The sequence below is a fragment of the Brevibacillus parabrevis genome, from assembly GCF_022701015.1.
Taxonomy (GTDB): domain Bacteria; phylum Bacillota; class Bacilli; order Brevibacillales; family Brevibacillaceae; genus Brevibacillus; species Brevibacillus parabrevis.
This window is the reverse complement of sequence record NZ_CP064090.1, coordinates 5,327,628-5,341,716: the sequence shown is the minus strand read 5'-3', so window position 1 is coordinate 5,341,716 and position 14,089 is coordinate 5,327,628. Positions and strand designations below refer to the sequence as shown.

Sequence of the window (14,089 nt, the reverse complement as noted above, 5' to 3'; positions counted from 1 at the left end):
GAAAGTGAAAATAGTAGTAAAGAGAGTGAAAAAATAATACCTGAATAGTAGGTAAAATGAGACATGCGCGAATGATCAAAAAATTATAGCACATCCGGCGCAAACAAAAGAGGGGGAAACACTACATGAAAAAGACGCGCTTTTTCCAGACGCTGATCGCCATGACTGTTGCCGTATCGGCAGCGCTGGCCGGCTGCTCGCAGGCGCCAGCGCCAGAAGCGGGGACGAACGCCAATACGTCCGGGCAAACAGCAGCGCCTGGCACGGGCAAAGCAGGTGGCACACTGGTCATCGCCCGGTTGTCGGACGCAAACAATCTGGACCCGCACTTTCTTACGCAAATTAATTCGGCAGCTATCATTCATCACAAAGTATACGAGGGTCTGGTCCGCATGGACAAAGAAAGCAAATACGTCGGTTCGCTGGCAAGCGAATGGAAGCAAGTGGACGATGTGACGTGGGAGTTTAAACTGCGCACAGGCATAACTTTCCACGACGGCACCCCATTCAATGCAGAAGCGGTGCAAAAGACGATCGCCCGCGTCCAGGACCCGGCAGTCGGCTCGAACCGCGCCAACCTGTTCGAAGCGATCAAGGAAGTAAAAGTCGTGGATGACAACACGGTGCAATTTATCCTCAACTACCCGTACGCTCCGCTGTTGTCCGTTCTCGCCAGCGCAGAAGGCGGCATCCTGTCGCCAAAAGCGATCGAGCAGTACGGCAAAGACTTGACCAAGCATCCAACCGGAACAGGGCCGTACAAGTTTGAATCGTGGACGCCAGGACAAGAAGTTGTGCTGGTGAAAAACGACAACTACTGGGGAGACAAGCCGAAGCTGGACAAGGTTGTCTTCAAAACAGTACCAGAAGACACAACCCGACTGGCTATGGTCGAGACAGGCGAAGCACAAGTGGCTGAACAACTTCCTGTAACAGAAGTAGACCGCGTGAAAAACTCGGCAAACATGACACTCGGCCGCTATGCGTCCTTCTCCAGCGAGCATATCGGCATCAACAACAAGAAAAAGCCGTTTGACGATGTGCGCGTCCGTCAAGCGATTGCGCTTGCGATCGACAAGCCGACGATCATTCAAGGGGTGTACAACGATGTGGGAACGGTCGCTCATTCCTCGATCTCTCCTACGATGGTCGGCTACAGCGCGAACGTAAAAGACCTTGGCTACGACATCGAGAAAGCGAAAAAATTGCTGGCGGACGCAGGCTATGCCAACGGCTTCAAGGCAACCGTCTACCTCAATGACAACAAGGCGCGGGTCAACGTAGCGGAAGTATTGCAACAACAACTGAAACAAATCAATGTCGATCTGGAAGTCAAAGTGCTGGAGTTTGGCGCCTATATCGACGCAGCGAGCAAAGGCGAAACAGACTTGTTCATCAGCGGCTGGGGCAACGCGACAGGCGATGCTGACTACAATCAGTACAACTTGTTCCACACGAAGTCTCACGGCGCGCCAGGCAACCACTCCTTCTACAGCAATCCGGAAGTAGACAAGCTGATCGAAGAAGGACGCAAAGAGAAAGACGAAGAAAAACGCAAACAAATTTACGAAAAAGCGCAACAGCTCGAAATGGATGAAGTAGCAGTCGTGCCTTACCGCTTCGCAGAAAACTTGGCAGCGATTGAAAAAGGGGTAGAGGGCGTCTGGATCAGCCCGGCTGGTCACATCGAAATCGACGAAATCACCTTGCCGTAACCGCAAGCTTCCAAGAGCAATGAATCGCAGCATAGCCGAGTTCCTTGAAGGGATCAGCTATGCTGCTCTACTTTCAAAACAAGAGACAGAAAAGAAAAAACGGGGGCGATTTTATGAAAAGACGCAAAGGATGGAGCATTCTGATGTCGGGCGTGCTCGGCGTTGGACTGGTGCTTGCAGGGTGTTCGGCACAACCGGAGCAGGGGGCTGCGGACAATCCAGCCAAAAGCGAAGCGGCTGATGGAACACAGACGCTGATTATTGCCAGACAATCGGATGCCAACAACTTGGACCCGCACTTTATTTCCGCGATCAACGCGGCGAGCGTCGTCCAGCACAAAGTGTACGAAGGATTGATTCGCCGTGACGAAAATATGGAGTTCAAGCCGATGCTCGCAACCGAGTGGAAGCAGCTGGACGAAGTGACGTGGGAGTTCAAGCTGCGCCAGGGCGTTGTTTTCCACGACGGAACACCGTTTAACGCAGAAGCGGTCAAAGCGACGTTTGCTCGCGTCCTCGACCCGAAAGTCGGCTCTCCGCGCGCCACCCAGTTCCAAATGATCCAGGAAGTGAAAGCCGTAGACGACTACACTGTGCAAATCAAGCTGACTTACCCGTACTCGCCGCTGTTGTCCATTTTGGCCAACCATGAAGGGAGCATTATCAGCCCGAAAGCGATCGAGCAATACGGAAAAGATTTGAGCAAGCATCCGGTAGGCACAGGGCCGTTCGTGTTCGAGGCGTGGACGCCGGGACAGGAAATCGTGCTCGCACGCAATGACAACTACTGGGGTGAAAAGGTAAAATACGCAAAGGCCGTCTTCAAGGTCGTTCCGGAAGATACGACGCGAATTGCCATGGTTGAGACAGGCGAAGCCCATATTGCGGAGCCGCTGCCTGTAACCGAGATCGAACGCGTCAGCCAGTCGCCGCAAATGGCTCTGTATCGCACAGAAGGACTGGGCACCGATTTTATCGGCTTCAATACGAAGAAAAAGCCTTTTGACGATGTCCGGGTTCGCCAGGCGATCAACTATGCGATCGAGACAGATGCCATCATCCAAGGCGTTTTTAACAATGTGGGAACAAAAGCCAATTCTGCGATGAGCCCGAAAGTTCTCGGCTATAGCGAGGCGCTGAAAGGCTACGAGTTCGACCCGAACAAGGCCAAGGCACTGCTCAAGGAAGCGGGCTATGCCAACGGCTTCAAGACAACGCTGTGGACCGGGGATCGCAAAGAGCGGATCAATGCCGCAGAAGTCATTCAGTCGCAGTTGAAAGGCATCGGCGTGGAAGTAGAGGTCAAAGTGCTGGAGTACGGAGCGTATCTCGATGCCGAAGACAATGGCGAGACAGACATGTTTATCAGCGGTTGGGGCAACGCGACAGGCGACGGCGACTACAACCAGTACAACCTGTTCCATTCCAGCTCGCTCGGCAAGGGCGGCAACACGACTTTTTACGTGAACAAGGAAGTGGACAAGCTGATCGAAGAAGCGCGCCGCGAGCCGGACAGCGCCAAGCGCAAGCAACTTTACGCCCAGGCGCTGGAAATCGAGTCCAAGGAAGCGCCGATGGTTCCGATCCGCAATCTGGAACACGTTGCAGCAGTCAGCAAAAAAATCAAGGGCTTCTGGATCAGCCCATCCGGTTACATGATGATTAACGATATTACGATGGAGTAAGAAGGGGGAGCGAACATGGAGAGCGGGAAAGACAGCCTCTGGATCAAAAACGCACGTCTGGAAAGCGGGTTTCAAGAGGAGAACGGGAGGATAACAGGGACGGCGACAGAGCGTGTCCATCTGCTTTTGGCGGACGGTCGCGTGGAAAAAATCGTCCCTGCCAGCACTCCGCTCCCACAAGCTGCCTCTTACTGGGACGCAGACGGGCTGCTCATGCTGCCGTCTTTTCGGGAGATGCATATCCATCTGGATAAAACGTTTTACGGAGGTCCCTGGCAGGCAGTCATTCCTGCTCCCAACCGCTTTTTCCGGATTCAACAAGAGCAGGAACTGCTGCCGCGCCAGCTTCCGGTAGCCAAACAGCGTGCAGAAGGCTTGCTGCACCTGCTGCAATCGCACGGTGCGACACACGTCCGAACGCATTGCAATATCGATCCGGTCATCGGTTTGCAAAACTTGGAGGCCACACTCGCTGCTCTGGAAACTTACCGGGAAAAACTTTCCTGGGAAATTGTCGCTTTCCCTCAGCATGGATTGCTGCGCAGTGATTCCGTAGCGCTCGTCCGCGAGGCGATGAAGCATGGGGCGGGACTCGTCGGGGGTGTCGATCCAGCTTCTTTTGATGAAGATATCGAAAAATCGCTGCACACAATGATGGATATTGCGGTAGAAGCCAATGCGGACATCGACCTGCATTTGCACGAGCCGGGGCATTTGGGCATTTTCATCATGAAGCGACTCGCTGCGATGGTGCGCGATGCTGGCTGGCAAGGCCGGACGACTGTCAGCCACGCCTATGCGCTGGGAGAGGTGCCGACGGCTTTGGCAGAAGAGATCGCGGAATTGTGCACGGAACTGAACATCGCGATCATGTCCGCGGTGCCGATCGACATGCCGACGATCCCGATTCCGCTGCTCCGGGCAAAAGGGGTGCAGATCGGACTTGGCAACGATAACATTACCGATCATTGGGACCCGTTCGGCACAGGAGATATGCTGCAAAAAGCGAATCGCGTAGCGGAGCGCTTCCGGCTCATTGACGAGAAATCGCTTGCCCGCACGCTCGGCCTGGTCACTGGCGGCATCACCCCGCTTGACGAGGCAGGGAATCGCGCCTGGCCAAAGCCTGGTGACGCTGCCGATGCTGTGTTTGTCCGGGCCAGTTGCTCGGCTGAAGCTGTCGCACGTCAAGCTGCGAAGGAAGCAGTCGTGTACGCGGGAAAAATCGTCTGGCAAAAGCAGTAGCCGCTGCTTTTATTGGAGAAAACCGCTTGTCCGTTCACAGGGGATGAGCGGTTTTTTCACGCAGTCCCTTTCCGGAAGCTGAATCAGATAAAATTAAATAAAAGTAAAAATATTATAAATAGAAGTAAAGATGCTGAAAGGCTGCGCAGAAAGTCTACCGTATAATGCAAATAAGAAATAGATTCAGAATTTTCGACAGCATTGTACAGGGGGACACGCAGATGAAGAAAACACGCTTGTTTGGATCGCTGCTCGCGCTGTCGCTGACCGTCGGTGTAGCACTGACGGGATGTGGCGCAGGTACAGAGCAGCAAAACGCAAATGGAGCACCGGCTTCCGAGGCGGCAAAAGAAGGCGGAACCTTGATCGTGGCGCGCAAGGCAGACGCAAACAATCTCGATCCGCATTTCATTTCCAACATTCCATCCGCCAACTATATTTACGGCAAAGTATATGAGAGTCTGGTGGCACGGGACAAAAACGCAGGCTACAAGCCAGCGCTGGCTACCGAGTGGAGACAGGTTGACGATCTGACTTGGGAATTTAAGCTGCGCGAAGGCGTTACTTTCCACGATGGCACACCGTTCAATGCCGAGGCCGTGAAAAAGACGTTCGAACGTGCCCTCGATCCGAAAGTAGGTTCCCCGCGCGCTTCCAACTTCGCGATGATCAAGGAAATCAAGGCAGTCGACGACAAAACGGTTCAGTTTATTTTGGACTACCCGTTTGCGCCGCTGCTGTCGATTCTCGCAAGCACGGAAGGCAGCATTATCAGCCCGAAAGCGATTGCCGAAGGCGCTGACACATTGGCGAGAAAGCCGGTAGGAACCGGGCCTTTCAAATTTGAAGACTGGATTCCAGGTCAGGAAATGACCCTGGCGAAAAACGAAAACTACTGGGGCGAGAAGCCGAAAGTGGACAAAGTCCAATATAAAGTCGTACCGGAAGACACGACCCGCATCGCGATGGTCGAGGCAGGCGAAGCGCACATCGGCGACCAGCTTCCTGTAACAGAGGTGGAGCGCGCACAAGCAACGCCAAGCATGAACATGGTTCGCGCAGAAGGTCTCGGTGTAGAATACATCGGCTTCAACGTGACGAAAAAGCCGTTTGACGACATACGTGTGCGCCAGGCTGTCGCGCATGCGATTGAAAAAGAAGCGATTGTCAAAGGCGTGTACAACAACGTAGGGACAGAAGCAGTCTCTTCGATGTCTCCTAAAGTGATCGGCTACAACCCGAACCTTGAGGACTACAAGTACGATGTGAACGAAGCGAAGTCGCTGCTTGCTGCGGCAGGGTACGCGAACGGCTTCAAAACATCGATTGTGACCGATGACCGCAAAGAGCGCATGAACGTAGCGGAAGTAATCCAGTCCCAGTTGAAGGGCATTGGCATCGACGTGGAAATCAAAGTAATGGAGTACGGGGCATATTTGGAGTACACAGACAAAGGCGAGCATGCGATGTTTATCGGCGGCTGGGGCAATGCCACAGGCGACGGCGACTACAACCAGTACAACGTCTTCCACAGCTCCTCCAAAGGCAGCGCCGGAAACATTGCCTTTTACAACAACCCGGAAGTCGACAAGCTGATTGAAGAAGGCCGCCGCGAAAAGGACGAAGCGAAGCGGAACGCGATCTATGCCAAGCTGCAAGAGATCGAGCTGAAAGAAGTTCCGGTCATTCCGATCCGCACCATCGACCACGTATCGGTAACAGCCAAAGATGTAAAAGGCTTCTGGTTAAGTCCGGTAGGCTACCTGATGCTGGACGAAGTCACAATTCAATAAGCTTTCACCAGGACAACACGATGAGACAAAGGGATGGCGCCAGGCGCTGTCCCTTTGTCTATAGGAAGGGAGCGCGGCTGTCAACATGACCGGGAGTGCTGCTCGCCAGCGGCCTGGCAAGGCTTTGGATCGAGCATGGACAGCGCAAAAGCAAAGCCGAAACGGGGCGGAGTGGCGGTAGTGCATATTTCGGGCGAACAGAGTAGCCAACACTTCGCCTAACTGGTAAGGTGGAAAAGAATGAGAAACCGATACGCAGATGAGGTGGAGTTGGATGACGGAAGAACGCTTTGACATTTTTGACGAATCAGGACAGCAGATCGGTGTGGAAGCGCGCAGCGAGGTGCACCGAAAAGGGGATTGGCACCAAACTTTCCATTGCTGGCTTTACCGGGTGCACAATGGACAACTGGAGCTTTTGTTCCAGAAAAGGCATCCGGAAAAAGATACGGGCCCGAATTTGCTTGATATAACATCGGCAGGCCATTTGCTCGCAGGGGAGCGGCCCTGTGACGGAGTGCGGGAATTGGAGGAAGAGCTTGGACTTGTCGTGCCGTATGAAAAGCTCCGCCAGATTGGCGTCATTCGCGATGTGATTACGGCGCCAGGCATCATCGACAAGGAGCTGTGCCACGTATTTGCGATGGAGTGCGATCAGCCGCTGCACGAATATCGCTTGCAAAAGGAAGAAGTGACAGGACTTCTCTGGGTGAATGTGCAGGAGTTGGAGGCGTTGTTTGCAGACCAGCTTTCGCAAGTGGCAGCGAAAGGGTTTTTGACCGATGCGGCAGGAGAGCGCTACGACGCTAGTCTGATGGTCAAGCAGAGTGATTTTGTTCCCCATGAAGTGCATTATTATCAGGAAGTGTTTCAGGCGATCAAAAGCTGGCTGTAACAAGATCAGGAGCGAAGGCGGCTCCCCGAGTCCCCAGTCTTGTCAATCCTTTCGCGCGTTGCAACAACGGCGCGGACAGGTGGCAGACGCGTTTTTGTTTCATAGGTAAGCAAAGTTTTGTGATATACTATGACAACGCTTTTTGGCGAATCGCGATCGTGCGTAGATAGAGAGAGGAGATCGAGATGAGAGTAAAAATTATGGTGGCACTGATGCTTTCCACCTTCCTGGCCGCCATGGAAGGGACGATTGTCAGTACAGCGGTGCCGCGGATTACAAGTGATTTATCGGGATTTGAGCTGGTCAGCTGGGTTTACGCCATCTACATGCTGGCGACTGCCGTGTCTGCCCCGATTTATGGCAAACTCGCTGACTTGTTTGGACGCAAAAATGTGTTGCTGATCGGGATCGGTATTTTCTTGCTTGGTTCCACGCTTTGCGGTGTGGCCATGACGATGGGCCAGCTTATCGTGTTCCGGGCGATTCAAGGCTTGGGCGCGGGTGCGGTCATGCCGATTACGATGACGATTATCGGCGACTTGTATACCGAGCAGACCGCGAGAGCGAAAGCCCAGGGCTGGATCAGCGCTGTATGGGGCCTGTCGGGTGTGGCAGGGCCGCTCGTTGGCGGGTTTTTGGTCGACACGCTTTCCTGGCGTTATATCTTTTTTCTCAATTTGCCGTTCGGGCTTTTGTCCTTTTTCATGCTGGTCTGGTTTTACCGCGAAAAGCTGCTGGCAAAAGCGAAGCGTCATATCGATTATCCGGGAGCGCTGATCTTCACCGTGGGCACGATTGCCTTGTTGTACGCGCTGTTGACGGGCAGCCAGGATCAGTCCTGGACCAATCCGGTGACGATTTCTTTGATTGTGTTTGCACTCGTGACCTACCTGGTTTTCGTTACGGTAGAAAAGCGCTCGCCTGAGCCGCTGATTCCGCTCACCCTTTTGACGAATCGCAACGTGACGATGATCAACATGCTGACGTTTTTGACCAACGGAATTGTGATCAGCATGGTCGTGTACTTGCCGATCTGGAGCCAGGGCGTACTGGGGGAAAGCGCGACGATGGCAGGCTTTGTCCTGACGCCGATGCCCGTCTGTTGGACGATCGGCTCGATTTTGTCCGGCAATCTCTTGGGCAAGCTGCGGGCAGAGCAGTTGATTATCGGAGGGACGGCCATATTGACCGTTGCCACGACGCTTTTAACGATTCTGTCTTCCCATTCGGCAAGTTACTTGATTTATGTCGCCGTAGGCTTGGTGGGGCTTGGCATGGGGCTGATCAGCCCGATCGTCATGGTCAAAATTCAGGCGTCGGTCGCTGTCGACAAACGGGGAACGGCTGTCGCATTGAACACGTTCACAGGAACCTTCAGCCAAACCTTCGGGGCGGCAGTCTTCGGGATGCTGTTCAACATGGTCACGGTAGCGGGAGGCCACGCGAATCTCGGCGCATCCTTCGAGACAGGCTCCATCCCTGCGGAACAGCTGGCGTCGATCCGCGATTTGCTTTCTTCCGGGGTTCACGTCGTCTTTACCGGAACACTGGTTATCGCGATTGGCTGCTTCCTCTTGTCGCTTGTGATTGCCAAAAATCAGCGGCAACAGGCGAACAGCCAGTAATTCATCAAGCGTCGGCCAGTCGGTCGGCGCTTTTTGGATGGCCAAGCCAAATATGGCTGAAAATGAAACTTTTCCAAAATATACAAAAACTTGTTGCTATTTACCGCATAGATTCTATAAAATTTTTTTAGACGAAATGGTTTGTCCCAAATGCGTACAGACAGGAGTGATTGTGACGATGGACGAGATTCGCCCTGTTTCTTTGAACGATATCGACGAGGTAGCGAGAATTGCCGCCATGGCTTATCCGGGAAGCAATCTTCTCGGGACGGAGGGCAGACAGCAGTTCGCTGAACGGGTCAAAAGCACGCTGGAAAATGACCCGAACGTAAGCTATCACGGATGCTATCGGGACGGACAGCTCGTAGGAATCATGAAGTGGTACGATTTTTCCATGTATGTATACGGTCAATCTGTACTGACAGGAGGAATCGGCACGGTCGCTGTCGATCTGTTGCATAAAAAAGAAAAGGTAGCGAAAACGATGCTGCACGGGTTTCTCGCGGCTTACCGGGAGAGAGGGATTCCACTTGTGTCGCTCTATCCGTTTCGCGTTGATTTTTACAAGCAGATGGGCTTTGGGACAGGAAGCAAAATTCATCAGTACAAATTCAAGCCTGCAAGCCTTCCCTATACGGGCAAGGATCAAATCGTGTACATGACAAAAGAGGACAAGGAGCAAGTGCTGGCGTGTTACCAGCGGGTCGCCCGGCAGACGCACGGGATGATCAAACGGACGGAGCGGGATGTGGACAGCCTGCTGAATGTGCCGGAAAAAATCGTCGTCGGTGTCCGACAGGAGGACAAACTGACGGGATATCTTGCCTTCCAATTTGAAAGCGCTCACGAGGAAAATAAAATTTTCAACAATATCGTCGCGAAAGAGCTGGTCTATGAATCGCGCGAGGCGTTGGCGCAGCTACTCTCCTTCCTGCACAGCCAGGCGGATCAAATACAGCGGGTTGTCCTCAATACTGCGGACGAAGACTTCCATTTGCTTTTGTCTGATCCGGGAAATGGAACGAACCGACTTTTGCCTAGCGTCTACCATGAGAGTCATGTTTCAGGGGTTGGGCTGATGTATCGGGTGATTGATGTACCGGGCTTTTTCCGGCAAATGTCCGCTCATCGCTTTGGCGCAGAAACGGTTCGCTTGCAGCTGACGGTGCGCGACTCCTTCCTGCCGGAAAACAGCGGGACATGGCTTGTCCAGTTCACAGACGGACATGCTCGCGTGGTAGAGGAAGGACAGGCAGACGCTGCTGTTCAACTGGATATATCCGATTTTTCCTCGCTCGCCATGGGGGCGGTTCGTTTCAGCAAGCTGCACGAGTACGGTCTGGCAGAGCTGGATGACCTGCGCGCGTTGCCGCAGTTGGATCGGCTTTTTTACACGACGAAAAAACCGCAGAGCATGACGCCGTTCTGATTTTTAAAATTGTCATGATTTTGCCATAATTGGTCATCTTATTTTGCCTCTCCCCATATGTTGTTAACAAACGGGGAGGGGGCAGGTCTTATGATTTTTTTTACCGTCGTCATCTTTTTTGCGTTTTTGCTGGTTGTCTGGTTTGTGGTGAAGCTCCTGTTCCGTCTGGAGAAGCGCGATTCCATCAAGTACGACCAAAGGGAGCTTTGGGAATCATTTGACACAAAGTTGCAGGACATTCGGTACAAGAAAGAGAAAAATAAATAGAGCGCCAGTCACACGGCGCTGTTTTCTTTTGTGACATGCGGTGGGAAGTCATTACCTAAGAAATGAATGCGGGCAGCGAAAACCTTGTGCCGACAGGGACGAGGGCTTCGCCGCGTTTGGGAATAAATCGGGCAAGGGAAAGGAAGGTGAGAGCAATGGCGAGTGGATCAGAGGGTCACAAACGTGAATATTTCCGGTTGAAGCTTGAGCATCCCCTCTGTGCATTCATGACCATTGTTCTTGTCAAAGGAAAGACGATGGAGATCGGCAGCGCGAAGGTGCTGATTGAGGATATCGGCGCAGGCGGACTGCGATTTCTCTCGCACTTGAAAATGCCGGCCAGCGACCAGCTCGTCTTGCAGTTTGAGACGGAGTTGTGCGGTTCGACATTGAAAATGTACGGACATGTCGTGCGTACAAGCCCGTGGGAGCAAGATTTTTATGAATACGCGGTACGGTTCACGATGGAAGAAGCGCAGCATTTGGAGATCAACCAGTTGGTGAACCGTCTGGCCATTCGCTATCGGCAAAACCGGGTAGGGACGGAAGGGAGCTTTTGGAAGGGCGATCGGCAAGCCTTTCTGCAAGAATTGGCCCAGGCGTCGCAAACTTTGGAGACGACGAGAGCATAGGGCAAAACAGCAAACGAATCAAGACGAGCAGGCTTCTTGTTGGTGGTGTGACCAACAAGGGGCTTTTTTTGACAATGCACAAACGAAGTGTTATATTGTCTGCAATAAACTAAACATTTTGAGGATGTGCTTGTCAATGGGCATCAATGAATCGTTTTGGACTGCTTCATTGGAGGAAGCCAAGCAAGGATATGTAGAGCGGGAGCACGATTATTTGTGCTTGCTATGTGGCGCAGAAGTGGAAAAAGGAATCATCTATCCGGTAGACGGCACCCTGTTCGAGGCGTCCCGTTACATGCGTCATCATATCGAGCAGGAGCATGAATCGGTTTTTGCTCATCTGAGCGGGTTGGACAAGCGGTTGACCGGACTGTCCGATCATCAGGCCAGCTTGATGCGGTTGTTTTATGCGGGCAAAAGCGATGCCGAGGTGCAAGCCGAGATGGGCATCGGCAGCGCTTCGACGATCCGCAATCACCGTTTTGCCCTCAAAGAGAAAGAGCGGCAAGCAAAAGTATTTTTGGCAATGATGGAGCTGCTGCGGGAAACGGACAAAGCAAGCACAGGCTCTTCAACGGGCAAGGGAAAGCCAAACAAGCAGGCTGAAAAGCAGAGAGAGGCCGGGCCGTCTGAATATGCCGCGGTTGTGCAAAAGTATTTTCCGAACGGGCCAGGCCATTCGCTGGCGCGGATACCACGCAAGCATAGCCACAGGCAGATTGTTTTTCAGGAGATTGCCAATCGCTTTGCGCCGGACAAGGTGTACAAGGAGCGGGAAGTCAATGAGCTGCTGGAAGCGATTTATGAGGACCACGTCACCTTGCGCCGTTACTTGATCGACTTCGCTTTGTTGAGCCGGGAAGCCGACGGCAGCGCGTATTGGCGCACGAGCCAGGCGGGCGGCGACGGAGCGGAGCAAGAGGCGATGACGGATCGCAAGCAAGAGCTGAAACAGCTGTACAAAGAAGTGAAGAGCGAGGCTGGCGTCTACCAGATCCGCAACAAAGAGAACGGCAAGGTACTCGTGACGAGCACCATGAACATCAAAACGATGAACGGCAAAAAGTTCATGTTGCAGCACGGCTCCCATCCCAACCGGGAACTGCAAAACGATTGGAACGAGCTGGGCGCTGATGCATTCGAGTTCGAGGTGCTGGAAGTGCTGGAAAACAAAGACGAGCCTGCGTTTGATGCGAAGGCTGCTTTGGAGAAATTGGAAGCAAAGTGGGTAGAGAAGCTGGCTCCATACGGCGACCGCGGATACCATACCCGAAAACAGGCAGAGTAGAAAAAGCAACAGGCTACCTTGAACTGGAGGGTAGCCTGTTTTTTAGTCGAGCAGGCGAAAGCGCTCCAGGTGGTCGTGCAATCCGATCTGCTGCAAAATCTCGATTTGCCTCGGGCCAATCAGGTCAAAGTGGGGAAAAGCGGCGCGGTTGTGAATATAGGCGGGATTCAAGCCGTGCTGGCGGCACCATTCCACCAGCTTGTTTGGATCGGCGCAGCCTACTTTTGTCACGGTTTTCATCTCAGGAAAACGCGGGTCCAGCCAGTAATGCGTCAGAAAAGCAATCTCTCCGCGCCGAACCGCCTGTTTCCACTCGTTTAACTCTGCTCGTGAAATGCCGAATGCCACGAATGCTCTCCTCTTTCTGTTGAAAAGATGTGTGGCACAAGCGCATGCTTTGCCTATCGCCCCATTATAGCAAAAAGACAGCGCCCATCTGAACGAGAGATGGACACTGTCTTTTTGGTAAAGCTTAACGTACCCCCTGAGGAAGTGTCGGAGGAATGTAGTTCAGCTCTTCGTCGGCTGTGATGTAGTCGGTATTGACCATGAGCAGCAAGTAGCGTTTGCCCGTTTGCGGGTCGCTGAGAATGATGTGGTCGCGCCCGGCTGTCTCCAGCACGCCGCGGAAAATTTTCGCGTTCCACTGGCTGTTGTTCTCGAACGTCTGGTAAACGGTAATGACTTTGCCGCGATTCATGCGCAAAATGTTTTCGATGTACGATTCTTCCATGACTTGCCCCGGCGTATAAGGCGTGCCAGGGATCAGCGCGCCGCTTGGCTGCATAGGAACCAATTGCGGCTGCTGTTGTTGCTGCATGCCAAAAGGAAACTGTGCGGAAGGATACATTTCATACCCATAAGGATACGGTTGGTATGGGATTTGCTGACTCATGATGAACTCGCTCCTTTTATCTATCTGTTAAAAAACGCGCGGACAATCGGCTCTGGTTGGAATGAAGAAGCAGTGCGCCTTGTAACGCCCGGAGTTTGCCTGATCCCACCAGGTGGCAGGGCAATTGCCGACAGGACGGTAAAACCAAAGCGCATTGGTGGCTGGACGTGTCCGCTCGCCATTGATCGTTCGCTGGGCCAAACGTCTTTCGCGCTCACGTGCCCGCTGGTAGAAGTACGGCTTTTGCACAGACTCATATCCGCCCGGAGATTGATAGACCATATCTCGCATCGTCCGTATGTTCTTGAAGTCAAGGCAGTTGGCGAGAATCCGGTTGACGCCCACATTCCCCACCATCAGCATCCCCAGCTCGCCTTCGCCTTCCGCTTCCGCGCGCATTAAACGAGCCAACATATCGACGTCATTGCTGTTCGCTTTGATAACGGCCATTGCTTCACCTCCTCATAAAACTCACAATGACAATATATGGGCGTATGCCAGATCGGTGATTGCACCAGCGAAATTTTTCGGTAGATCGGGGCGGCAGTTGACGTTAACGTAAACGGAAGGTAAAATATGATTAATCAGTTATTTCTGAATATTAGAAAAGAAAGGTAAAG

The 14,089-nt window shown here is 52.9% G+C and carries 13 protein-coding genes; 10 read left to right on the top strand and 3 right to left on the bottom strand.

What is annotated here, in order from left to right:
• Positions 1-125 precede the first annotated feature (125 nt).
• From IRJ17_RS24565 to IRJ17_RS24520, 10 genes are all read left to right on the top strand, one after another.
• Complete coding sequence (locus IRJ17_RS24565) at positions 126-1,715, top strand: glutathione ABC transporter substrate-binding protein (protein WP_122963110.1); 1,590 nt, start codon at positions 126-128, stop codon at positions 1,713-1,715.
• 113 nt (positions 1,716-1,828) lie between these two features.
• Positions 1,829-3,400 (top strand): glutathione ABC transporter substrate-binding protein, encoded by a 1,572-nt coding sequence (locus IRJ17_RS24560; RefSeq protein ID WP_173598361.1) that lies wholly within the window; start codon positions 1,829-1,831, stop codon positions 3,398-3,400.
• Between the two features lie 15 nt (positions 3,401-3,415).
• The gene (locus IRJ17_RS24555) at positions 3,416-4,645 is read left to right on the top strand and encodes an amidohydrolase (RefSeq protein WP_173598360.1); all 1,230 of its coding nucleotides are present in this window, start codon (positions 3,416-3,418) and stop codon (positions 4,643-4,645) included.
• 221 nt (positions 4,646-4,866) lie between these two features.
• Positions 4,867-6,438 (top strand): glutathione ABC transporter substrate-binding protein, encoded by a 1,572-nt coding sequence (locus IRJ17_RS24550; protein ID WP_242772151.1) that lies wholly within the window; start codon positions 4,867-4,869, stop codon positions 6,436-6,438.
• Between the two features lie 274 nt (positions 6,439-6,712).
• Positions 6,713-7,333, top strand: a complete 621-nt coding sequence (locus IRJ17_RS24545) for an NUDIX hydrolase (RefSeq protein ID WP_122963113.1) — start codon at positions 6,713-6,715, stop codon at positions 7,331-7,333.
• A 185-nt stretch (positions 7,334-7,518) separates the two neighbouring features.
• Complete coding sequence (locus IRJ17_RS24540; protein WP_122963114.1) at positions 7,519-8,958, top strand: MDR family MFS transporter; 1,440 nt, start codon at positions 7,519-7,521, stop codon at positions 8,956-8,958.
• A 178-nt stretch (positions 8,959-9,136) separates the two neighbouring features.
• The gene (locus IRJ17_RS24535; RefSeq protein ID WP_242772149.1) at positions 9,137-10,387 is read left to right on the top strand and encodes a GNAT family N-acetyltransferase; all 1,251 of its coding nucleotides are present in this window, start codon (positions 9,137-9,139) and stop codon (positions 10,385-10,387) included.
• Between the two features lie 90 nt (positions 10,388-10,477).
• On the top strand, positions 10,478-10,654 hold the full coding sequence (locus IRJ17_RS24530) for a hypothetical protein (protein ID WP_167470237.1): 177 nt from the start codon (positions 10,478-10,480) through the stop codon (positions 10,652-10,654).
• 155 nt (positions 10,655-10,809) lie between these two features.
• Complete coding sequence (locus tag IRJ17_RS24525) at positions 10,810-11,286, top strand: PilZ domain-containing protein (protein WP_122963116.1); 477 nt, start codon at positions 10,810-10,812, stop codon at positions 11,284-11,286.
• A gap of 136 nt (positions 11,287-11,422) precedes the next feature.
• Positions 11,423-12,574, top strand: coding sequence for a DUF2087 domain-containing protein (locus IRJ17_RS24520; protein WP_242772147.1), 1,152 nt, complete (start codon positions 11,423-11,425; stop codon positions 12,572-12,574).
• Positions 12,575-12,616: 42 nt separating this feature from the next.
• Here IRJ17_RS24520 and IRJ17_RS24515 read toward each other — a convergent pair whose 3' ends face one another.
• The 3 genes from IRJ17_RS24515 to IRJ17_RS24505 form a co-directional block, all read right to left on the bottom strand.
• Positions 12,617-12,922 (bottom strand): hypothetical protein, encoded by a 306-nt coding sequence (locus tag IRJ17_RS24515; protein WP_122963118.1) that lies wholly within the window; start codon positions 12,920-12,922, stop codon positions 12,617-12,619.
• A gap of 124 nt (positions 12,923-13,046) precedes the next feature.
• The gene (gerQ, locus tag IRJ17_RS24510) at positions 13,047-13,469 is read right to left on the bottom strand and encodes a spore coat protein GerQ (protein WP_122963119.1); all 423 of its coding nucleotides are present in this window, start codon (positions 13,467-13,469) and stop codon (positions 13,047-13,049) included.
• Positions 13,470-13,496: 27 nt separating this feature from the next.
• The gene (locus tag IRJ17_RS24505) at positions 13,497-13,919 is read right to left on the bottom strand and encodes a cell wall hydrolase (protein ID WP_122963120.1); all 423 of its coding nucleotides are present in this window, start codon (positions 13,917-13,919) and stop codon (positions 13,497-13,499) included.
• Positions 13,920-14,089 lie beyond the last annotated feature (170 nt).